Source organism: Nocardia carnea NBRC 14403, from assembly GCF_000308515.1.
Lineage (GTDB): Bacteria > Actinomycetota > Actinomycetes > Mycobacteriales > Mycobacteriaceae > Nocardia > Nocardia carnea.
This window is the reverse complement of the sequence record NZ_BAFV01000121.1, coordinates 1-20972: the sequence shown is the minus strand read 5'-3', so window position 1 is coordinate 20972 and position 20972 is coordinate 1. Positions and strand designations below refer to the sequence as shown.

21 protein-coding genes are annotated in these 20972 nt (G+C 67.0%); 10 read left to right on the top strand and 11 right to left on the bottom strand.

The window, feature by feature from the left end; genetic code table 11:
• Positions 1-47 precede the first annotated feature (47 nt).
• Positions 48-1595: an AMP-binding protein gene (locus tag ON22_RS30585; RefSeq protein ID WP_033246795.1), complete on the bottom strand. Its 1548-nt coding sequence runs from the start codon at positions 1593-1595 to the stop codon at positions 48-50.
• 497 nt (positions 1596-2092) lie between these two features.
• Here ON22_RS30585 and ON22_RS30580 point away from each other — a divergent pair, with 497 nt between their 5' ends.
• The 6 genes from ON22_RS30580 to ON22_RS30555 all read left to right on the top strand — a co-directional run bounded on the left by ON22_RS30580 (position 2093) and on the right by ON22_RS30555 (position 8423).
• Entirely contained in the window at positions 2093-2953 is an 861-nt protein-coding gene (locus tag ON22_RS30580; protein ID WP_033246796.1) for a mycofactocin-coupled SDR family oxidoreductase, read from the top strand.
• Positions 2954-3122: 169 nt separating this feature from the next.
• Entirely contained in the window at positions 3123-4487 is a 1365-nt protein-coding gene (locus ON22_RS30575; protein ID WP_033246797.1) for a cytochrome P450, read from the top strand.
• Positions 4488-4552: 65 nt separating this feature from the next.
• A complete protein-coding gene (locus ON22_RS30570; RefSeq protein ID WP_033246798.1) occupies positions 4553-5644 on the top strand; it encodes an amidohydrolase family protein in 1092 nt (363 codons plus the stop codon).
• Positions 5645-5653: 9 nt separating this feature from the next.
• A complete protein-coding gene (locus tag ON22_RS30565; protein ID WP_033246799.1) occupies positions 5654-6799 on the top strand; it encodes an amidohydrolase family protein in 1146 nt (381 codons plus the stop codon).
• A 296-nt stretch (positions 6800-7095) separates the two neighbouring features.
• Entirely contained in the window at positions 7096-7461 is a 366-nt protein-coding gene (locus ON22_RS30560; protein ID WP_033246882.1) for a Rieske (2Fe-2S) protein, read from the top strand.
• A gap of 92 nt (positions 7462-7553) precedes the next feature.
• The gene (locus ON22_RS30555; RefSeq protein ID WP_033246800.1) at positions 7554-8423 is read left to right on the top strand and encodes an alpha/beta fold hydrolase; all 870 of its coding nucleotides are present in this window, start codon (positions 7554-7556) and stop codon (positions 8421-8423) included.
• A 17-nt stretch (positions 8424-8440) separates the two neighbouring features.
• On the opposite strand, the gene ON22_RS30550 is transcribed toward ON22_RS30555, so the two are convergent.
• Positions 8441-8914, bottom strand: coding sequence for a hypothetical protein (locus ON22_RS30550; RefSeq protein ID WP_033246801.1), 474 nt, complete (start codon positions 8912-8914; stop codon positions 8441-8443).
• Between the two features lie 364 nt (positions 8915-9278).
• Between ON22_RS30550 and ON22_RS30545 the strand changes: the two genes are divergently transcribed.
• Positions 9279-10607, top strand: coding sequence for an NADH-ubiquinone oxidoreductase-F iron-sulfur binding region domain-containing protein (locus ON22_RS30545; RefSeq protein WP_033246802.1), 1329 nt, complete (start codon positions 9279-9281; stop codon positions 10605-10607).
• Positions 10604-10825, top strand: coding sequence for a ferredoxin (locus tag ON22_RS30540; protein WP_033246803.1), 222 nt, complete (start codon positions 10604-10606; stop codon positions 10823-10825). Before ON22_RS30545 ends, ON22_RS30540 begins: the two co-directional genes overlap by 4 nt.
• A gap of 233 nt (positions 10826-11058) precedes the next feature.
• Here ON22_RS30540 and ON22_RS30535 read toward each other — a convergent pair whose 3' ends face one another.
• The gene (locus tag ON22_RS30535; protein WP_033246804.1) at positions 11059-11949 is read right to left on the bottom strand and encodes an RNA polymerase sigma-70 factor; all 891 of its coding nucleotides are present in this window, start codon (positions 11947-11949) and stop codon (positions 11059-11061) included.
• A gap of 171 nt (positions 11950-12120) precedes the next feature.
• Here ON22_RS30535 and ON22_RS30530 point away from each other — a divergent pair, with 171 nt between their 5' ends.
• Positions 12121-12888: an SDR family oxidoreductase gene (locus ON22_RS30530; protein WP_033246805.1), complete on the top strand. Its 768-nt coding sequence runs from the start codon at positions 12121-12123 to the stop codon at positions 12886-12888.
• A gap of 3 nt (positions 12889-12891) precedes the next feature.
• Here the strand turns inward: ON22_RS30530 and ON22_RS30525 are convergent, their stop codons facing one another.
• The 6 genes from ON22_RS30525 to ON22_RS30500 all read right to left on the bottom strand — a co-directional run bounded on the left by ON22_RS30525 (position 12892) and on the right by ON22_RS30500 (position 17451).
• The gene (locus ON22_RS30525; RefSeq protein WP_033246806.1) at positions 12892-13134 is read right to left on the bottom strand and encodes a hypothetical protein; all 243 of its coding nucleotides are present in this window, start codon (positions 13132-13134) and stop codon (positions 12892-12894) included.
• A complete protein-coding gene (locus ON22_RS30520) occupies positions 13104-13613 on the bottom strand; it encodes a hypothetical protein (protein ID WP_051158307.1) in 510 nt (169 codons plus the stop codon). Before ON22_RS30520 ends, ON22_RS30525 begins: the two co-directional genes overlap by 31 nt.
• Positions 13610-14800 carry an Rv1363c family protein gene (locus ON22_RS37030; RefSeq protein WP_051158306.1) on the bottom strand — a complete coding sequence of 397 codons (1191 nt, stop codon included), beginning with the start codon at positions 14798-14800 and terminating at the stop codon, positions 13610-13612. Before ON22_RS37030 ends, ON22_RS30520 begins: the two co-directional genes overlap by 4 nt.
• Before the next feature lie 20 nt (positions 14801-14820).
• Positions 14821-15126 (bottom strand): hypothetical protein, encoded by a 306-nt coding sequence (locus tag ON22_RS30510; protein ID WP_033246807.1) that lies wholly within the window; start codon positions 15124-15126, stop codon positions 14821-14823.
• A 26-nt stretch (positions 15127-15152) separates the two neighbouring features.
• A complete protein-coding gene (locus tag ON22_RS30505) occupies positions 15153-16655 on the bottom strand; it encodes a class I adenylate-forming enzyme family protein (RefSeq protein WP_033246808.1) in 1503 nt (500 codons plus the stop codon).
• A gap of 136 nt (positions 16656-16791) precedes the next feature.
• Entirely contained in the window at positions 16792-17451 is a 660-nt protein-coding gene (locus tag ON22_RS30500; RefSeq protein ID WP_033246809.1) for a TetR/AcrR family transcriptional regulator, read from the bottom strand.
• A 181-nt stretch (positions 17452-17632) separates the two neighbouring features.
• Here ON22_RS30500 and ON22_RS30495 point away from each other — a divergent pair, with 181 nt between their 5' ends.
• Complete coding sequence (locus ON22_RS30495) at positions 17633-18808, top strand: acyl-CoA dehydrogenase family protein (RefSeq protein ID WP_033246810.1); 1176 nt, start codon at positions 17633-17635, stop codon at positions 18806-18808.
• 189 nt (positions 18809-18997) lie between these two features.
• On the opposite strand, the gene ON22_RS37690 is transcribed toward ON22_RS30495, so the two are convergent.
• Together ON22_RS37690 and ON22_RS30485 are read right to left on the bottom strand one after the other, a co-directional pair.
• Positions 18998-19150 carry a hypothetical protein gene (locus ON22_RS37690; RefSeq protein WP_197039732.1) on the bottom strand — a complete coding sequence of 51 codons (153 nt, stop codon included), beginning with the start codon at positions 19148-19150 and terminating at the stop codon, positions 18998-19000.
• A 338-nt stretch (positions 19151-19488) separates the two neighbouring features.
• The gene (locus ON22_RS30485; RefSeq protein ID WP_033246885.1) at positions 19489-20937 is read right to left on the bottom strand and encodes an MCE family protein; all 1449 of its coding nucleotides are present in this window, start codon (positions 20935-20937) and stop codon (positions 19489-19491) included.
• Between the last annotated feature and the right edge of the window lie 35 nt (positions 20938-20972).

The following is a 20972-nucleotide window of genomic DNA, read 5'->3' as shown; positions in this document are numbered from 1 at the left end:
GAGCCGGACCGACTCGCGTAAAACGCTAATCTCCCTTTAAGAGAATCTTATTCTCGCAGGATGGATGCCGCAATACCCTTCCGGACCAAATGTTTCTGGATCTTGCCGCTCGGGGTCCGCGGGAAGTCGGTGGCCTCGAACAACCGCGCGGGCAACTTCTGCCGCGCCACCCCCGCCCGCTCGAAGAAAGCGCGGACTTCGGCTCGCGAAGGCAGCACACAGCCTGGATTCAAGCGCAGCACGGCCCCCACGACCTCACCGAACCGGCTGTCGGGCAGGGCGATCACCACGGACTCGGCCACCTGCGGCATCGCATCGAGCACATCCTCGACCTCGCGCGCACCGACGTTCTCGCCACCGCGGATGATCACATCGGCCTTGCGATCGGTGATGGTCAGGCACCCGGACGGATCCAATACTCCTATATCCCCGGTGTGATACCAGCCCTCGTCATCGAAGACCCGCGCGGTGAGATCCGGATCGGTATATCCCAGACACAGATCCGGGCCCCGGCTGAGAATCTCCCCGTCCGACGCGATCCGGATCTCCACTCCGGGCATCACCCGGCCATCGGTGTCGAGCCGCTCCCGCGGCGGCGCGTCCAGCGCCGAAGCGGTGATCGACGGATGCTCGGTACTGCCGTAGGCCCGGAACGCCACCACACCGAGCTCGGTGAGCATGCGGGTCACCGCCGCCGGCACCGCCGAACCACCCAGCCCGACATACTTCATATGGGCGAGATGCTCCGGTGTGTAATCGGAGTGTTCGACCATGCTGGTCACGAAGTACGGCGGCCCGCCGCCCACGACCAGCCCCCGATCCTTCATCAGGGCCAGCGCCCGGCCGGGATCCCAGACGTCGAGCATATGGACCGGACGGCCGTGCAGTACCGGCAGCAGGAGCGCACCCACCATCCCGATGAAATGACCGACCGGGGTCGCGGTGAGCTGTTCACCGCGATCGTCGCGGTTGCGCTCGGCGAGCTGGAGTGTTTCGCAGCCGAGAGTCTGATGACTGTGTACCACCCCCTTGGGCGCACTGGTGGTACCGGAGGTGAAGGCGATGAGCGCAGGACCGGCCGGATCCGCAGGTAGTACACCCGGCATCGGATCCGCGGCGAGCAGCTCGTCGAAATCCCCACCCACCACACCGACGATAGGCACGTCCGCGGAGAGCTCGGGATCATGGGTCCGGGTGCCGAACTCCGCCATGGTGATGAAGACCTTCGGCCGCGAAACGCGCAGGATATGCGCCAGTTCGGCGGGGCCGTAGAAATGCACCACCGGCACCACCGCCGCGCCGAGGAACGACGCCGCCCAGAAGGTCGCCGCGGCCTCCATCCAATTCGGCAGCTGGAATGCGATCACATCGCCGGGCCCCACGCCACGATCCCGCAGACCCGCGGCCAGGCGACGCGCCAGACGTTCCACATCGGCGAATGTGCCCTGCCACGGCCGGATATCGGAATACACCCGGAACACGGTGCCGGGCGCGGCCGCCAGCGAGCGGCTCAGCAGATCCCCCATGGTGTCGCGGGTCCACCAGCCGGCCGATTCGTAGCGCTGCCGCAGGTCGTCCGGAACGATGCGGGTCATCGGTGCTCACCTCGTACGCCTCGGATCGTCATAACCGTTCACCCCTTTCGCGCCGGCGGAATCGTCGGTCCACTGCCCGGGCCGGCCCGGGCACCCGCGGCGATATCGGCACCGCCGACTGGTGAAAATTCAATTCTCTTGCAAAGAAAATGCCGAAATCGCCGACCGGCCCCCGAACACTGGGACCATCATGCGAGGCAGAGCGCCCGAAGTGGCACGCCGGCCCGAATCGGCCGAGCCGACCAGGCTTCTCGCAAAACCTTGCCGCCGACCCCACAGGTAGAGTACCGTTCTCGTATGCGAAAACGCAGTTCTTTTCGCATACGAGAACAGCCGTACGTCCGCAACCGGTACCCGGCGGTGCTGGGTCGACACCGCATCGGGGCCGCGGCCGGATCGACGCGTGGCAATCGCCGCGCACCCTGCCCCGTGCCGCCGCTTCCGGCGGCCCGGCACACCCGGGCAGGTGTCTAGAAAACAGATCGAAAGGGAATGCTGTGGGACGTGTTGAGGGCAAGGTCGCATTCATCACGGGCGCCGCGCGCGGTCAGGGCCGCAGCCACGCCGTACGACTGGCGGAGGAAGGCGCCGATATCATCGCCGTCGACCTGTGCCAGAACATGTCGACCATCGGTTACCCGCTGGCCACACCCGAAGACCTCGAGGAAACCGTGCGCCTGGTCGAGAAGACCGGCCGCCGTATCGTCGCGACCCAGACCGATGTCCGCGATGCCGTCGCGCTGAAGACGGCACTGGACGCCGGGGTCGCCGAACTCGGCAAGCTCGATATCGTCATCGCCCAGGCCGGTGTCGCCGGTATGAAGGGCCGGCCCGATATCCAGGCGTGGATCGATGTCATCAATACGAACCTCGTCGGCACCATCAACGCCATCCAAGCCGCGCTTCCCCACCTCGGTGAGGGCGCGTCCATCATCGCCACCGGTTCCACCGCCGCCATGATCGACACCGGCAAGATGGACAACCCGGGCTCGGATCTCGGCGGTATGGCCTATGTGCACTCCAAGCGCGCATTGTCGTATTACATCTTCGATATCGCCCGGCACCTGGCGCCCCGCGGTATCCGCGCCAACGCGGTACACCCGACCAACTGCAATACCGACATGCTGCAGAGCGAGCCCATGTACCGCTCGTTCCGGCCGGACCTGGAGAATCCGACGCGCGCCGACGCCGAGCCCGCCTTCCATGTCCAGCAGGCCATGAAGACGCCGTGGATCGAGCCGGTCGATATCTCCAACGCCATCCTGTATCTCGTCTCCGACGAAGCCCGCTTCGTCACCGGTATGCAGATGCGTGTCGACGGTGGCGGCTACCTGAAGTGGTACGACCACAAGATGTGAGCCGCCCCCGGCCACTCCGGCGCAGGCGGCGCGCGCATATCGCAGGCGATCGACGCGCACGCCGCCGGCCCGGTGGCGAATCGGCAATCCGACGATTCCCGGAGCGGCGCAGAGTTCCGGGCCCCCGGCGAAGATTCGCCGACCAGTGACCAGCAAGGGACAACAAACCGTGACATCTACGGATAACGACCAGCGCAAGCAGAATCGGTACCACTTCGATCGGCACACTCCCGAGTACCGGGAGAAGTTCTCCGAAATCACCCATGAGATGCACGCGAAATGCCCGGTGGCGTGGACGGATACCTACAATGGGCACTGGGTCGCCGCGGGCGGTAACGCGGTCTTCGAACTCGCCCGCTGCCCCGAGGTATCGGTCGACCACGACGTACACAACGAACGCCGCGGGTACCAGGGCATCTCGATTCCGAAGGCGCAGCGGGCCGCGCTGGTCCGCGGTGGCATGCTGGAAATGGACGAGCCCGAACACCGCACCTACCGCTCGATCCTCAATCCGTACCTGTCGCCCGCCGCGGTGAAACGCTGGCAGCCGTTCATCGACGAAATCGTCCGGGCCAGTATCGACGAGAAGATCGAGACCGGCCGTATCGATTTCGTGGACGATCTCGCCAATATCGTCCCCGCGGTGCTGACCCTGGCGATGCTGGGCATCCCGCTGAAGAAGTGGTCGGTGTACAGCGACCCGGTACACGCCTCGGTCTACACGCCGGAGGACTCCCCCGACGCCCCCCGGGTCGCCGAAATGCACCGGACCATGGGTCTCGATATCCTCACCAGCCTGCACGAGGCCAAGAGCAACCCGAAGCCCGGCCTCATCAAAGCGCTCGTCGAACTGCGCATCGACGGTGAACCGGCCCCCGATATGGAACTGCTCGGGATGATGGGCCTGCTCATCGGCGGCGGCTTCGACACCACCACCGCGCTCACCGCCCATTCCCTCGAGTGGCTGGCGGAGAATCCGGACCAGCGCGAGGAACTCAGCCGTGATCGCGAGGACCTGCTGGACCCCGCCACCGAGGAATTCCTGCGCTATTTCACGCCCGCCCCGGGCGACGGCCGCACCATTGCCGACGATTGCACCTATCAGGGCACCGAATTCAAAGAGGGCGAACGGCTGTGGTTGTCCTGGGCGATGGCCAATCGTGACCAGAGCATCTTCCCCGACGCCGACGATATCGTTTTGGACCGGAAGGGAAACCGGCACTTCAGCTTCGGACTGGGCGTGCACCGGTGCATCGGCTCCAACGTGGCCCGGACGGTCTTCAAGTCCATGTTGCTGGCGGTGCTCGACCGGATGCCGGACTACACCTGCGACCCGGAGGGCACGGTGCACTACGACACCATCGGCGTCATCCAGGGGATGCGCCATCTGCCGGCCACCTTCACCCCGGGTAAACGGCTGGGTCCCGGTCTCGAGGAAACCCTCGAGCAGCTGCAGCGGATCTGTGATGAACAGGGGCTGGCCGCACCGGTCACCGAACGGCCCGATGCCGCGGTGATCGACTTCCAGTACTGACCGCGAGTGGCGGCCGGTACCGCGGGGTCCGGCCGGCACTCTCGACTTTTCCGACGAGGACCGCGATGAAGGATCTGCCCGACGGCACCCGCACCCCGGTGATCGATACCAGCGTGCATATTTTCTTCCGCTCGAACGACGATATGCGCGACCATCTGCGCGAGCCGTTCAAGAGCCGCGGAATCCCCGACCCGGAGATGGATTGGTACGGCGCGCCCGGTGGCGAATACGTCGCCGGCGCCCGCGGGCCGCACAAGGGATACCCGGGTTCGGACCCGGAGTTCGTGGGGCAGCAGTTGTTCGGGGAACGCGGTGTCGATGTGGCCGTCCTGCATCCGATGACCCGGGGCATCCTGCCCGACCGGCACCTCACCACGGCGGTACTGTCCGCCCACAACGACATGATGGTGTCGCGCTGGCTCGACAGCGGCACCTATCACGAGCGCTTCCGCGGCACCCTGCGCGTCAACCCCGAGGACATCAGCGGCGCACTGCGCGAAATCGACCGGCTGGGCGATCACCCCCGCATCGTCCAGCTCGGTATCCCGCTGCAATCACGCGAAGTGTACGGAAAACCGCAGTTCTGGCCGCTGTGGGAGGCCGCCGCGGCAGCTGACCTACCGGTAGCCACCCATATCGAGACCGGCGAAAGTATCGGCCTGCCACCCACACCGTCCGGCCACCCGCGCACCTACGAGCAGTACTACGGGTTCATGGGGCTGAACTACATCTATCACCTGATGAACATGATCGCCGAGGGCGTTTTCGAGCGATACCCGGACCTGAAATTCGTCTGGGGCGACGGCGGCGCCGATCTGCTCACCCCGTTCACCTGGCGGATGGACACCTTCGGCCGGCCCCACCTGGAACAGACCCCGTGGGCGCCCCGGATGCCCAGCGATTACCTGCCCGGACATGTGTATTTCGTGCACGCCACGATCGACGGCCCCGGTGATGCTCCCTTCGCCGCGGAATGGTTCGACTTCACCGGCAAGGACGAGATGGTGATGTTCGGATCCAGTTATCCGCACTGGCATTCCGGCGATACCGACGTTCTACCGGCCGCGCTGACCACCGAACAGCGCGAAAAACTGTACTGGCGAAATGCTGCGCGGCTGTACAGCATCGATGTAGACGCCGTGACGGCGGTCGGCTGAGGAGGCGCGATGACCATGGCACAGGACAGGGCACGGGTTCCTTCCACGGAACTGGTGCCGGTACGCGTCGTCGATTCCGATGTCCATCCGGTCCCCCGGCGGGGCGATCTGGTGGAACATATTCCGGAACCGTGGCGCAGTTCGTACTTTCTCAGTCGCCGGGTCGGCGACACCATCGTCTACGACGCACCCGATTACGCACATGCGAAGGCCATGCGGGTCGACACATTCCCCGCGGACGGTGAATTCCCCGGCAGCGACCCGGATATGGCGTTCCGCCAGCTCATCATGGATGCCGGCTCCGATATCGTGATCCTCGAACCCACCGTGGTGGCGGCCCGGCTGCCCGAAGCCACCGCCGCCATGGCCACCGGGGTCAACGGCTGGCTGAACGCGCAGTGGCTGGATCCGCACAACAATTGGCATCAGCGCTGGCGTGGGTCGATCTGTGTGGCGATCGAGGAACCGCACTCTGCGGTCGCCGAGATCGAGCAGTGGGCCGGGCACCCTTATATGGCGCAGATTCTGATCAAGGCCGAACCGCGCCCCTCCTGGGGCGACCCCCGATACGACCCGATCTGGGCCGCCGCGGTGAAACACGATATCCCGGTGAGCTGCCATCTCAGCCGCGGCGCCTTCGAAACCATGCCCATGCCGCCGGTCGGTTTCCCCAGCTACAACCACGATTTCATGGTGAGTTACTCGCTGCTCGCGGCGAACCAGGTGATGAGCCTGATCTTCGACGGGGTCTTCGACCGGTTCCCGGCGCTGCGCATCGTGTTCGTCGAGCACGCCTTCACCTGGATCCTGCCGCTGATGTGGCGGATGGACGCCATCTACGCGGCTCGCGGCTCGTTCATGTCGATCAAGCGGAAACCGTCGGAATACGTGAAGGAACACATCAAGTTCACCACCCAGCCGCTGGACTACCCGGAGGACAAAACCGAACTCACCCGGGCGTTCGAATGGATGGAGGCGGACAAAATCCTGCTGTACTCCTCGGACTACCCGCACTGGACCTTCGACGACCCGCGGTGGCTGGTGAAGCATCTCCCGACCGCGGCCCGCGAAAAGGTGATGTTCCGCAACGGTATCGAGACCTACCACCTGCCGGAAACCGTACCGGCGCTGCCCGGACAGGTACGGGTGCACTGATGTCGGACGGAAGCGAACCTCTCGTGCGGTCGCCGGGCTCGAGCTCACCGGCAACACCCCGGAGCAACGCCTCGTCCGGGGAGAAATCCGGCAGCTCCGCGACGCGATCAGCGGCCTCCCCTGCCGCCGAGCTCGCCGGCTCCGCTCCGGCACCGGACGGCGGGTCTCCCGGAGACCGATCGGGCACCTCCGCCGACCCTTCCGGTGGGACGCCCATCGACCCGGCAACGGTTGCCGGCAGCAGCCCCGAGGCGCGCGGCGGCAGTTCCGCACCGGCGCCCGGAGTCCGGTCGCGGCTGGCCCAGGGACGGGAGCATATCGTCGCCACCGTGGACGAGATCCCGCCCGGATCGTCGAAAGTGGTACCTATCGGACGGCACGGAGTGGGCGTCTACAACGTCAACGGATCCTTCTACGCCATCGCCAACTACTGCCCGCACGAAGGCGGCCCGCTGTGCTCCGGCCGCGCGCGCGGCCGCACAGTGGTGGACGAATCGGTGCCCGGTGATTCGGTGATGGTGCGGGACAACGAGTTCATCTACTGCCCGTGGCATCAGTGGGGGTTCGAGCTCGCCACCGGTACCACCGCGGTGAAACCCGAATGGAGTATCCGCACCTACCCGGTGCGGGTCGTCGGCGACGACGTACTGGTCACCGCCTGACCCGAACAGCAGATCCCGGCCCGCCGCTCATACGGCGGGCCGCGGGAGTTTCCGCCCCGGGCGGCTCCCCGAACCCTTGGCAGGAGTGTGCTATGCCCGCGGTAACAGTGAACGGCGGCAAGGTGGTCTACGAGATCCTCGGGGACACCGGGAATCTGATCGTGCTCACGCCCGGTGGCCGCTACAGCAAGGAAATACCGGGACTGCGACCGCTGGCCGAAGCCTTGGTCGCCGGCGGTTACCGAGTCCTGCTGTGGGACCGGCCCAACTGCGGTGCCTCGGATGTGCAGTTCTACGGGCAGACCGAATCGCATATGCGCGCCGAAACCCTGCACGGACTGCTGACCGAACTGGGGACGGGCCCGGTGATCCTGGCCGGGGGGTCGGGTGGGGCGCGGGATTCGATGCTCACCACGATGCTGTATCCGGAGCTGGTCACCGATCTCGTGCTGTGGAATATCGTCGGCGGGGTCTACGGCACCTTCAACCTCGGCGCCTACTACGTCCTGCCCAGCCTGCAGACCGTGCGGGCGCTGGGTACCGAGGGCCTGTTGCGGATGAAGGAATGGCAGGAGCTGATCGCGGAGAACCCGGACAACGAACAGCGGTTGCGCGCCCTGGACTCCGGCGAGTTCGTGAAACTCTCGCTGCGCTGGCTCAACGCCTACGTACCGAAACCGGGCCAGACGATTCCCGGCGTGGACGACGAGATGTTCGAACGGATCCAGGTACCCACCCTGATCATCCGCGGCGGCGCGAAGGATATGGACCACCCGAAGCGCACCTCGCTCGAGGTGCACTGCCTGATCGAAGGCTCGACGCTGATCGACCCGCCGTGGCCCGAGGACGCCTGGGAACGCGCCATAGAGGACCGCGCACAGGGCCGAGCGAAGCAGTACAACATGTTCGACACCTGGGTGCTGGCCGCCCCGGAGATCCTGAAATTCTTGGGCGACCGATGATCCGGTGCCCCGTGGCGTCACACCGTGCTGATCCGGACCTCACAATTGGTCGAGGCTTCCAGCGCGGTGTGGATCCGGCTCTCCGGGACCCGCTCGAGATCGGCTTCACGCAAGCGCACCTGCAGGATGTCGTAACCCTCGGTGCCGGGCATTCGGATGATCTCTCCGGTGAGCCCGAACCCTGCCAGCACCCCGTACGCGTCGGCGTCGGTACCGCGGCTGACATAGGTGACAACACCCGCAACCGGTTCGGTACCGAATACCCGGGCACAGATTTCGACCGCCCGCGCCGTATCCGCCGCCGCGTCCGCGGTATCGAGCAGCACCTGCACCACGCGCCGCGACCGCGGGACCGCACCGAGATCCTTCTCCAGGACTTCGCCCCCGGTTTCGACGAGTGTGGTGGCCAGTTCGGCCATACCGCGGGCCAGCGATTCGCCGGTGAGTTCCCCGGCCGGATCGACATTCACCCGCAACACCGCAGTTCGCATGCCGACGAGCCTAACGGGCGCGTCCGCGTCCGGACCAGCACTGAACTTGCACGGCTGCAAGGAGTGCGGCGGTGCACGGAAGGCCACACCGGTCGGTGGGCGCGGCGGGCCACCTGCTCCTCACGCGGACAGCGGCAACGGACGCACGGCACCACCGTTCGGTGGGCGGCCCGTCCGCCGAACGGCGCGCACAGAAACCGCCGGCACGGAGGTGCGCCGAGGGCTCCGTCGACTGGTGCGCGTCCCTCATCGGCGTGCACGGCCGGTGGGCGGGTCATCGACCGGCCGCCGCGTACAGCAGCCGCGACTGCGGAGGTAAGCACGATACGGGCGGCCCGGCGGCCGCGCCCACTCAGGAGGCACGATGCAGCACACCTTCTCGTCGGCCGGGGGCCTGGCGGTGGTCCCGTACCCTGGTAGCGAGCCGCGGCTGCTGCGGCTCGGCGGCGGGGTCGAGACCGCCTACGAATACCGCGACAGCGGAGGTTACCGGCCGATCGGCGCGGTCACCGCGCTGGCCGATGCCGTCGAACGCAGCGGTTTGCGGGGGCGCGGTGGCGCCGGGTTCCCGTTCGCGGTGAAGGTGAACAGTGTGCGCGCCGCAAGCCCGGCCCGGGCGGGCGCGCCCGCCGGCTGGACCGAAACCGTCGTCGTCGCCAACGGCGAGGAGGGCGAACCCGCCTCCTTCAAAGACCGCTGGCTGCTACGCAACCGGCCACATCTGGTGCTCGACGGAATACGGCTGGCCGCCGCGCTGGTGAGCGCCCGGCACGGGTATATCTACGTATCGGATCCGGAATCCGAACGATCGGTGGTCGCGGCACTCGACGAGCTCGGCGGCACGGTGCCCGGTGGCCCGGAACTCGGCGTCGTCCGGGTCGATCCCGGGTACGTCGCCGGTGAGGAAACCGCCGCGGTGCAGGCGATCAACGGCGGTCGCGCCGTACCCACCGACAAACCCCCACGGCCCTACGAGGCCGGTGTCGCCGGGTTGCCCACACTGGTGAGCAATGTCGAAACCCTCGCCAACCTGCCCTTCCTGGACCGCTGGGGCGCCGACGCGTACCGCGCCGCGGGCACCGCGCTCTCTCCCGGCACCTTCCTGGCCACCGTCACCGCCGCGCACCGGGCACCGGTCCTGTACGAGCTTCCCTACGGTCTGCCCGTCACCGATCTGCTCACTCTGCACGGCATCCCGGCCGATTCGGTGCGCGGGGCCCTGGTCGGCGGATACTTCACCGGCCTGCTCGATCGCACGTTCACCGGCCTGACCCTCGATCACGAAACCCTGCGCCGCGCCGGTTCCGGTCTGGGCTGCGGCGCCCTTGCCGTCCTCACCGAGGAATGCCCGGTCGCCGTCGCGGCAGCGGTCCTGAACTACTTCGACCGCGAGAACGCCGGACAGTGCGGTTCCTGTTTCAACGGCACCGCTGCCATGGCCGCCGCCACCACGGCACTGGCCGAAGGGCGCGCCGCCGAAGACGACCTCGACCGCCTGCGCCGCTGGTCGACCGTCCTGCGCGGCCGGGGCGCCTGCGGCACCCTCGATGCCGCCTGCAATACCGCGGCCAGTCTGCTGGACCGCTTCCCGCAGGAGATCGCCGCACATCTCGGCAACAACTGCCCGGACTGCCCGGGTATCCCCGCCACCGACCGAGCCCCCTACCGAGTGGAAACGGAGGCGCTGCTGTGAAGATCAAACTGGACCGCACACTGTGCGACGGTTTCGGTATCTGCGCCAAACACGCCCCCGAACATTTCCCCCTCGACGACTGGGGTTACGCCTCCCTCGCCGGCGACCCGGCCATCGCCCCCACCGACGAGCCCGCGGTGACCCGCGCCCTGCTCGATTGCCCGGTACATGCGATCACCACGCTGCCCGAGCCGAGCCACCCGAGCGCGAAACCGTAACTACTGCGACGATAACCGCGAAGGAACACCGGACCGTCGGCACATCCGATGGTCGACCCCGGCACGGCAGCCGGGTGTAGGCCGGGCTACGCATGGTGGCCGGCCGAGGCCGGTGTAGCGGTGCGTGCACTGTCGAACCGCGAACGGCCGCGCCCCAGGTGCGGAGTCGAAACGGGGTATCCGGCCGGATTGCCCGGCCGCCGCGGCACAGCGGCCGGCGACCAGCGAGGAACTCACCGGCTCAACGAGGTCGACTCCTGCACCCGGGACAGCTTGTCCGGATTGCGCACGATGTAGAGTCCGGACACCCTGCCGTCGTCGATTCGCATCGCCACGACATCGTCGATTTGCCCGCTGGATCGGACGATCAGGGCCGGAGAGCCGTTGATATGCACCGGTTCGGCGGTGAGCGCATCGCCGAACCGTGGCAGGCCGTGCGTCAGCAGCCGCGCTACCGCCTCGGCCCCCACGATCGGTTGCGGGGCCGCCTCCTTCACTCCCCCGCCGTCACCCAGTAGCACCACGTCCGGGGCGAGTAGGTCCAACAGTCCCTGTAGATTCCCGGTTTCGATCGCGCACTGGAAGGCTGCGAGCGCATCGCGGGTTTCGTTCGGGGACACGATTCCCCGGGGCCGGCGGGCAGCCACGTGGGCGCGCGCCCGATGGGCGATCTGGCGGACCGCGGCGGGGGTCTTGTCCACGGCCTCGGCGATCTCGTCGTATCCCAGATCGAACACTTCGCGCAGCACGAATACCGCTCGTTCGGTGGGTGCGAGGGTTTCCAGTACCAACAGCATCGCCATCGACATGTTCTCGGCCAATTCGACGTCCTCGGCGACGTCGGGAGTTGTCAGCAGTGGTTCCGGTAGCCACGGGCCGAGGTAGGACTCCCGCCGCCGGCCGAGGGTACGCAGTCTGCTCAGCGCCTGGCGGGTCGTGATCCGCACCAGGTACGCGCGCGGGTCCCGCACCGTAGCGTGATCGACTCCGACCCATTTCAGCCACGTCTCCTGCAGCACGTCCTCTGCGTCGGCGGCCGAGCCCAGCATTTCGTAGGCAACCGTGAAAAGCAGGTTGCGGTGGGCGATAAAGGTCTCGGTGGCCGGGTCCGTGCGCTCGTTCATGGTCACTCCTGTCTGTGCTTCGCCTCCGGGGAACACACACGGGACGCCGGCCGATCGACACCTGTGACACCTACAGGCTGTGGTTCACAACACACCACTGCACTGTCACAAGTGCAGGGGTCGTCGGCATCTTGTGGTCGTTCTGCGCACAGCGACCCAAGTGAGGACACCATGGACAACCATCACACCACCGGCAAGATCGCACTCGTCACCGGCGCCAACAAGGGGATCGGCCGCGCGGCGGCCGAACTGCTCGCGGTGCATGGCAGTACCGTCCTGGTCGGCGCCCGGGACCTGGAACGCGGCGAGTCGACCGCCGCCGCAATCCGCGAATCGGGGGGCGACGCGCAGGCGATCACCTTGGATGTCACAGACCCGGCCACTACCAGGAAAGCCTCGGAACACGTAGCGGAACAATTCGGGCGTCTCGATATTCTGATCAACAACGCCGGTATGACCAGCTATCAGCAGGTCGACCCCGACAAGGCCTACGACCAGCTCCCGAGCACCGTGGACCTCGATATGGTCCGGGCGGTCTTCGAGACCAACGTCTTCGGCGTGATCTCGGTGACCAACGCATTCCTCCCGCTGCTGCGACGGTCGCAGGCGGCGCGCATCGTCAATGTCGGCAGTCACGCCGGCTCACTGGCCCTCATCGGCGACCCCGACGGCCCCTTCGCCGGGTTGCTACCTTCGGCGGCGTATTCACCGTCGAAGACTGCACTCAACGCGCTGACCGTGAACTACGCGAACGAGTTGCGGAAGGACGGCGTCCTGGTCAACGCCGTGGCACCCGGCTACGTGGATACCGACAGCAACAACCACACCGGATTCCTGACACCGGCCCAGGGCGCCACGATCCTCGTACGCCTGGCGACGCTCGGCGCCGACGGGCCGACCGGCGGATTCTTCGCAGAGGACGGCCCTTTGCCGTGGTGAGGGTCAGCGCGTTTCCTGCCAGCCGCAGGGCATTCCGCAGGTGATATGCGTTTCGCTTTCGGCCGTGCCGTCGGCGAAGGTTCGTACGGTGGTCGACGCTTCGGCGGTGTAGCCGCAGCGCGGACAGACCGAGAAGTAATCGAGCACCGGGTAGACCGTGACGAGTACCGGCGCCTCGGACCGGACCCGGACCGCGCGGCCCGGGTCGGCGGTGTTCAGACGGGATCGAACGACGAGATCAGCCATGAGTCTTCTACCTTCGACAGCGTCACCCGGACGCTACTGGCGGCCAGCGCCGGATCGGGTTTCTCGGCGCTGGTGGTGGTCTGGTTGATGAACAGCAGTGCGACCGCCGAATCCGGTTGCATTTCGGCGACCGCCGAACGCACCACAGTCGCGGAGGTTTTCACCGATTTCTCCTTCGCGGCGGGCGCGATCACCTTCTCGGTGAACTGGGTGTAGTAGTTGAGGAAATCGCCGGTCATCCGGGATTTGGCGGACGCGAAATCCCGGTCCAGGGATTCGGGGGAATACGACAGCAAGGCGACGGTGCCCTCGGTCGCGGCGGAGAGCACGTCGTTCTTCGCCGCGTCACCGCGGGAATCGGGCCGGTACTGGAAGATCAGCAGCGTGGCGGCGAGTGCCACCGCCACTACGACCAGCAGGGTGAGCAGGACCGGTTCCGGAGACCGGCGGACCGTACGAAGGAAACTGGGGATTCTCACGGCACGAACTCCACTTTCGACATCTTCAACTCCGACCCGTCGCGGGTGACGGTGACGCTGAGCCGCCACACCCGTGGTTCCTGCTGCGCGCCTGCCGAGTTGGTGACCCGGGAGACCGCCGATACCAGCACGACCGCCGATTCATCGGTCATGGATTCGACCGCGGCCGCGGTGATCTCCCCCTGGGTCGCGACCTTGGACTGCTCCACGACCTTGGTGAAATCCTCCGACCGGGTCTGGAAATCGGTGCGAAAGGCACCAGTGGAATGGTCGAGTACTCGTTTCACATCATCGGTGGCGCGGCCGGAATCCAGTGTGGTGAGCGCGATAACGCCTTCCCGGGCGGCATTGAGAAACTCGTCCTCCCGCGCCTGGCCGGCGGTGATCTGCTGGTGGTTCCACATCGAATACCCGCCGGCCACCAGGGAGACGAGCACGATCATCGCTACGAGCGCCCGGCCGACTGCCCGGCGACTCGGCCGCCGCACCTTATTCGATTTCACTCGTCGCCCCACGGCCGCCAATCGGCCGGCAACCTTATCCACGCCCTTCGACGCGCGGTTCTTCGTGACGGCGCCGGAGCCGGAATCGGAGCCTTTCGAAGCATCGCCGCTCGAACCGGAACCCGCTGAGATATCGCTGTCGGAATCACCGTCTTTCGACGTATCACCGGCCGCATCGGAACCGGTCGCGGTATCGCCGTCGGTAGTAGCCGCTTTCGACGTATCGACCTGCGGACCCGAATTCGTCGCGGTATCGCGCTCCGGCGTAGCACTCGACGCGGCGTCCCCTTGTGCGACCGTGCGCGCCGTACCGGAACCTTTCGCCGGCGACGCCGTTTTCGCCCCGGATGACGCCGCCGCTGCGGCGGAAGCTCCCCGCTCAGGGGCATCCACAACCGCAGCGGTCTCGACGACCGCACCCGTGTCCGTGGTGTTCGCGCTGGGTGCGGGGTCCGGTGCCACCGGATCCGGCGACACCTCGGCGCCACCGGCCGTACCGGATTCCGCAACCGATGCCGTGGTGCGCTGCTCCCCGGCCTCGCATCGCAGTTTCGCGGCCCGGGCCCGGGCCCGGGCCGCGGTCGCGGACGCCTGCGCGGCCAGCGCCTCGGCTTCCGCCGCCGCTGCCTCGGCATCGGCTTGTTCGGCCGCCAGGATCAGCGGGTCGGTGGCGGTTTCGGGCATCTATCCCACCTCGATCACTCTCAGTCGCTTGCGGGCAGCGGCTTTGCTTCCTTGATGGTCAGCGGTGTGGCCCCCACGCTGAGGGTGCCGGCCCCCGCCTTGGTCACCAGGACCTCCGCGCCCTGGTCGTCGACGTAGCGTTTACCGATCAGGTTGCCGTCGGCGAAACCTTCCTGCGGACCACCGTCCGAAGGGGCCGCGCCGCCGTCGATGGGCACCATCGGTACTCCGCCGGCCCGCAGATCGTCGAGGCTGTCGGCGGCCCGGACGATGATCACCTCGGTAGTACACACCTGACTCCGTAGCCGGGTCCCGGTTTTGGCCATGATCTTCTTCCTTTCGCGTGCGGCGGCTAGGCGCCGGCGGTTTCGCGGGTGAGTTCGGCGACGAGTTCGCGCCGCAGGATCTTCCCCGTCGGGGTGGCGGGTAGTTCGGGCCGGAACACCACGCGGTCGGGGGTGCGGGAACCGCGTAGTCCGGAGCGGACATAGCCGCGCAGTTCTTCGGGGTCCGGGTTCCGGCCCGGTTCGGCCGGGACCACCACCGCGACGATGATCTGCCCCCATTCGGCGTCCTCGACGCCCACGACCGCGCAGTCGTGGACGGCCGGATGTTCCACCAGCACGTCCTCGATCTCGGCGGGCGCGATGTTCTCACCGCCGCGGATGATCGTGTCGTCACTGCGGCCGTGGATGAACAGGTAGCCGTCGGCGTCGAGTACGGCGAGGTCCTTGGTCGGGAACCAGCCCTCGGCGTCGAGCACCGAACCGATCCCGGTGTACCGCCCGGATACCTGCGGCCCGCGGACGAACAGTTCCCCGGTGACCCCGGCGGGCAGCACCGCACCGCTTTCGTCGCGGATCTGCACCTCGATCCCCGGTACCGGCTGCCCGACGGAACCGAGCCTTCGCGCGACCTTCTCGTCACCGGAGGCGAGCGCCACCCGGTGGTCGTCGGGGCCGAGTATCGCGATGGTCGAACTGGTTTCGGTGAGCCCGTAGGCGTTGACGAAGCCGACGTCCGGTAACAGTTCCAGCGCGGTCCGCACCAGCGGCAGCGCGACTTTGGACCCGCCGTAGGCCAGGGTGCGCAGAGTCGGCAGCCCGGCTCCGGTGGCTTTCAACGCGCTGATGATCCGGTCCAGCATGGTCGGGACCACCGTCGCGGTGGTGACCCGTTCGGTCTCGACGAGCCGGATCCATTCGCGCGGGTCGAAGCTGCGCAGATAGACCATTGTGCGGCCGGCGTAGAGGTTCGAGAGCGCGGCACCCACCCCGGCGACGTGGTAGGGCGGAACGCAGATCAGCGATACGTCATCGTCCGCGGCGGAGGCGAATTCCACCGTGCCGGTGATATAGCTGACCAGGTTGTTGTGCGAGAGTTCGACCGCTTTGGGCTGCGATGTGGTCCCGGAGGTGAACAGGACGACCGCCGGAGCATCGGGGTCGGGTTCGACTCCGGCCGGTTCGGCGGCGCGGGCGGCTGCCAGGAAACGCGCCGAATCCCACAGCAGTTCGGCGGTGCCGGTCACAGCGTCGGTGTAGGCCTCGTCGTGGATCACCAGGGGTGCGTCGAGCCGGTGGATCAGTTCGGCGAGTTTATCGCCGCTGAGGCGGTAGTTCAGCGGCGTGAACGGCACACCGGCCCGGGCCGAGGCGAAGATGAGCAGTGGCAGGAGCGCTCCGCCGGTACCCACGTACGCGACACTGCGGGCCCCCGAGCCGGCTATCGCGCCCGCGCCCCCGTGGGCCAGAGCGTCCAGTTCGGCTCCGGTCCACCGCGATTCGCCGGAGACGACAGCCGTCCGATCGGGATTGTCCGAGGCCGCCATATCCAGCAGTAGCGAAATACTCATACGCCAACTTCCTGAATGCCGAGGCGCCGCAAGGCAGCGCCCGGCCGGTAGTGATATCGATATTCTCGAAAACCGAGAATAACATATCCGCTGGCCCGGGAGCCCGAATCGACCAACCGGCCGGTCCGTACCGCGCTCACCGGCGCACCCCCTTGCTCAGCACGCCGAACGCACACAGATTCCACACTTCCGCCGCGGTGATCGGATGGGCGCCGTCATCGGATCGGGCCCCCTGCGCCACGAACATCACCGTTTGCAGCGTCATGGCCGCGAGCCGCCGCGGACGCGTCCCCGTACGCAGGTAGCCCGCAACATCGGCGGCACCCGCCAGATCGGCGAGCAATTCGAAAAGCGACGCATGCGCGACCTGGATCTCGATCGGATCCGACATGAGCAACCGGGGCGCGAACTCGGTGAACAGCGGCCGATGCGCGCCGGGATCGGGCCGGCAGAACTCGAACAGCAGTTCCACCGCCGTGCGGAGCTTGTCCAGCGGATCGGCATCGTTACCGGTGGCTTCGCGGATCTGTTCGGCCACCTTGGCGACGGCCTCCTCATACAGAGCCAGCAGCAATTCGTGTTTACCGTCGAAGAGCAGGTAGAAGCTGCGCAGCGATTGCCCCGCTTCGTCGACCACCTCGTGCATGGTGAAATCGGTACTGCCCCGCTGGGTGATCAGCGCGCGCGCCGCATCCAGGAAGCGCTGCACCTGCGCACTGCCGAACAGTTTGGTGGTGCGCACCGAACGCGCATCGATCCGCTGCTGCAGGGTCAGCCCGCTACCGGTACTCCGCATGGCCGTACCTCCGATTGCTGTAGCCGTCGACCGGCCCGCGCGGTTGCGCGCCGGCCGCTCACTCGTACCGCGGCGGGAACCACCGGAGTGGACCCGTTGCCCGGTCCGGCCACCGGCCGCGGAAACTAGAATATCCGGTTGCGAGAATGATATTCTCATATTCGGCCAAAGGAGGTACACAGTGCAGCTGACTTTCGACGAGGACGTGGAAGAGTTCCGCGCCGAGTTCATCGCGTTCCTCGACGAGCATCTGCCGCCCGAGGCGGTCGCCACCGAGCGTCCGCAGTCGAGCTCACACGTGCCCGCATGGTCACGCGCCTGGCAGAGCACCCAGTTCGACCACGGCTGGCTGGTCCCCGGATATCCACCCGAATTCGGCGGCCGCAACGCCACGGTCCTGCAGCAGTACGTGCACCGGGAGGAACTCGGCCGGCGCAAGATCTACGAAAGCTGTAACCCGCAGGGACAGGGCATCATCGCCGCATCCCTCATCACGTTCGGCACCCCGGAACAGCAGCAGCGCTGGGCCGTGCCGATCCTGCGCGGGGAAATGCCCGCCGCGCTCGGGATGAGCGAACCCGGCGCCGGCTCGGATCTGGCCGGCCTGCGTACCCGCGCGGTCCGCGACGGCGACCATTTCGTCGTCAACGGCCAGAAGGTCTGGACCTCGGGCGCCCACGACTCCGATGTGATTCTCACCTTCGTCCGCACCGACCCGGACGCCCCCAAACACAAGGGCATCTCGGTACTGCTGATCCCCACCGATACTCCCGGCGTCCGCCGCCGCCCGTTCGCCTCGGCCTGCGCCGGCGACGATCTGGACTTCAACGAGGTCTTCTTCGAAGACGCCCGGATACCGGTGGAGAACCTGGTCGGCGAACTGAACCGGGGCTGGACGGTGGCCACCGGCTCGCTCGGCCACGAACGCACCCTGCTGTGGATGAGTTTCGCGCAACGCCTGCGCATGCTGGTCCAGGATTTCCGGCCGCGCACCGAACTCGATATCGACCGTTTCGCCGGCGTCGTCATGGATCTGCAGGCCCTCGAACTGCTCGGTTCGACGGCGCTGGCCAAAGAATCCCGCGGCGAAGCGGATGTAGCCGCGTTATCGGTGCTGAAACTGCTCGGATCCGAAAGCGTGCAGCGCGGTCTGGAAGCCGCCCTCGACGCCGCCGGCGCCGACGGCCTCGAACATCCCGCGGTCACCTCCCGGCACAGCCTGCTCAATCTGGAAGACCACGCACCGAGCTGGTTCGAACGATATCTGCGCAGCTTCTCGGGAACCATCGCGGGCGGCACCTCCGAGATCCAGCGCAATATCATCGCCCAGCGCATCCTCGGCCTGCCACGCAGCTGACCACCGCGCCGGGCGGGCGGTGTTTTCGCAGCAGCTGCGCTGCCGGATCAGCGCAGCTGCTCGGTCACTCGTGCCATGCCGTACCGGATCAGCTGTCCGTACTCGTCGTCGCCGAGCGCACCGATGGTGTCCTGCGCATGACGCAGGTGTTCACGGGCCCGGCCGAGATCACCGAGTTTGCGGTAGCACTCACCCAGGTTCAGGTGCAGCGACGGATACAGAGCTGCTGCGGAAACAGGGCCCGGCCTGCACCAGCTGCGCGTCGGTCACCAGGTCGGCGGCGGTGAGTGCGCGCTGGTCCCAGCGTAGTTCCACACCGGCGTCGTCCTGTGTATCGGCCATCGTGTGTGCGAGCGTGCAGCGATATAAGGGATCGCCGTCCTCGCCCCCGATCTCGTCCAAGATCGGGGGTACAGCAGACGTGCTTCTTCCCGTTGTCCACCGTGATTCAGCTGAGCGGCCTCGCCGATGCGCAGGAGAGTCGGGTCCGTTGTCATCGCCGACTCCTTCCCCGTACCGGTGGCAGACACCGACGTTCGACACGCTACCGCTCCGAAGCAAACATGTTGCGTACTCGATCGTTTCGCCGGCCGGGATCGGGCGTGCTCGCAATACCGGCGGCGCTCCACCCGCCGGAGTCATGGTGGCCGAACAAGGCCTTCACTGCCTTCTCCGACGCCTCAGTGCGGGAGCATTTCCTCCCAGCTGCCGTGACTGTCGGCCACGAGGTCCGTCTGGCGGTACAGCTGTCCGTCCGGGGCCAGGTATTCACCGGTCTCCGGATCGTATTGGGCGTAGGCGACGGCGGGCGCGGCCGCCGGGGCCGGGTTCGTCGCGGCCGCGGGGGCGTTACCGGGAGGCGCGTCGAAACGCGAATCCGGCGGGATACCCTGGCTTTCCAGTTCGGGGTCGCGGGGGTAGGGCCCGACCACCGGTTGTTCCGGTGCGACCGGCACGAACTCCTGGTCGCTGTTGCAGATGGCCGCGGTCGGGGCACGTTTGGCCGGGTCGTTGGCGCAGGGGATATTGCGCGCACCGCGCACCGCGACCGGATGGTCCTGCGGCAGTTTGCAGTACAGGTTGTCGGGAGTGTCGATGGTGGTGACATCCGCCGGGGAGCGCCATTCCGAGGGCGGGAGGAAGCCGAGGGTACAGGCCGGCGGGTCGGAGACGCCGCTCACGCGGAAGTCACCGATACCCAGGCCGGAGGCGTTCTTGGTCGGCTGGACGGCCTGGACCAGCGACACCACGGGCGGAAGCAGAACGAGCAGTTGTTCCAGGCCGGCGTTGTAGGTGACGCCGAGCTGCCCGACCGAGGTCAGGTTGGACAGCAGCACCGGCAGCGTCAGATCCACCGAATCCAGCAGCGCCGACACCTCGTCGGCGAAAGCCGGGCCGGAATGCAGAACCGTGCGGATCTGCGGGTCGTTGGCCACCAGCTGTCCCGTGACGTCCGCGGTGGCGCGGGTCCAGATGCGGATCGCGTCGGCGGTCTGCACCTGTGAGTCGAGCAGCGGCTGGGCGTCCTGCACCAGGGTTCTGGTGGCATCGCCGACACCGTTCATCTCCTCGGTCAGCTTCTCGGCGGAGGTGAGCAGCGAATCGAGGTCGTAGCCCGCGCCGTTGACACCGGCGAACATCTCGTCGAGGAGCCGCCGCAGATCGTCCTTGGGGATCGTGTCCACCAGGGCGCTGAGTTTGTCCAGCATCGGGCCCACCGGCTGCGGCACCGCGGTATCGCGGCGTTCGATGGTGGCGCCGTCGTAGAGGTAGGGCGGGGAATCGGTGCGCGGCAGCAGGTCCACGTACTGTTCGCCGACCGCCGAGACACTGCGCACCTCGGCGGTCAGATCGGTCGGGATCCGGTAGGAACCGTCGATCGCCAGGGTGGCGCGGACACCGTCGCCGTCCAGTTCGACCCCGGTGACTTTGCCGACCTGGATCCCCCGGTAGGTCACATTGCCGAACCGGTACAGGCCACCGGCCTCCGGAAGTTCCACGGTGACCCCGATGGTGCCGATACCGGCGAGGGTCGGTAGTCGCATGTACATCACCGACATCACCACCAGCCCGATCACCGAAAGAATACTGAAGATGATCAGCTGGGCTTTGACGAAACGGGACAGCAGCATCAGCCGCCTCCTATCCCGGGAATCCGGGGTAG

Excerpts from the sequence above, each read along its gene's own strand:
- ON22_RS30505 (WP_033246808.1), bottom strand. The coding sequence starts at position 16,655 with ATGAGTATTTCGCTACTGCTGGATATGGCGGCCTCGGACAATCCCGAT.
- ON22_RS37690 (WP_197039732.1), bottom strand. The coding sequence starts at position 19,150 with ATGGCCGATACACAGGACGACGCCGGTGTGGAACTACGCTGGGACCAG.
- ON22_RS30565 (WP_033246799.1), top strand. The coding sequence starts at position 5,654 with ATGACCATGGCACAGGACAGGGCACGGGTTCCTTCCACGGAACTGGTG.
- ON22_RS30535 (WP_033246804.1), bottom strand. The coding sequence starts at position 11,949 with ATGAACGAGCGCACGGACCCGGCCACCGAGACCTTTATCGCCCACCGC.
- ON22_RS30555 (WP_033246800.1), top strand. The coding sequence starts at position 7,554 with ATGCCCGCGGTAACAGTGAACGGCGGCAAGGTGGTCTACGAGATCCTC.
- ON22_RS30550 (WP_033246801.1), bottom strand. The coding sequence starts at position 8,914 with ATGCGAACTGCGGTGTTGCGGGTGAATGTCGATCCGGCCGGGGAACTC.
- ON22_RS30525 (WP_033246806.1), bottom strand. The coding sequence starts at position 13,134 with ATGGCTGATCTCGTCGTTCGATCCCGTCTGAACACCGCCGACCCGGGC.
- ON22_RS30500 (WP_033246809.1), bottom strand. The coding sequence starts at position 17,451 with ATGCGGAGTACCGGTAGCGGGCTGACCCTGCAGCAGCGGATCGATGCG.
- ON22_RS30510 (WP_033246807.1), bottom strand. The coding sequence starts at position 15,126 with ATGGCCAAAACCGGGACCCGGCTACGGAGTCAGGTGTGTACTACCGAG.
- ON22_RS30570 (WP_033246798.1), top strand. The coding sequence starts at position 4,553 with ATGAAGGATCTGCCCGACGGCACCCGCACCCCGGTGATCGATACCAGC.
- ON22_RS30545 (WP_033246802.1), top strand. The coding sequence starts at position 9,279 with ATGCAGCACACCTTCTCGTCGGCCGGGGGCCTGGCGGTGGTCCCGTAC.
- ON22_RS30585 (WP_033246795.1), bottom strand. The coding sequence starts at position 1,595 with ATGACCCGCATCGTTCCGGACGACCTGCGGCAGCGCTACGAATCGGCC.
- ON22_RS37030 (WP_051158306.1), bottom strand. The coding sequence starts at position 14,800 with ATGCCCGAAACCGCCACCGACCCGCTGATCCTGGCGGCCGAACAAGCC.
- ON22_RS30530 (WP_033246805.1), top strand. The coding sequence starts at position 12,121 with ATGGACAACCATCACACCACCGGCAAGATCGCACTCGTCACCGGCGCC.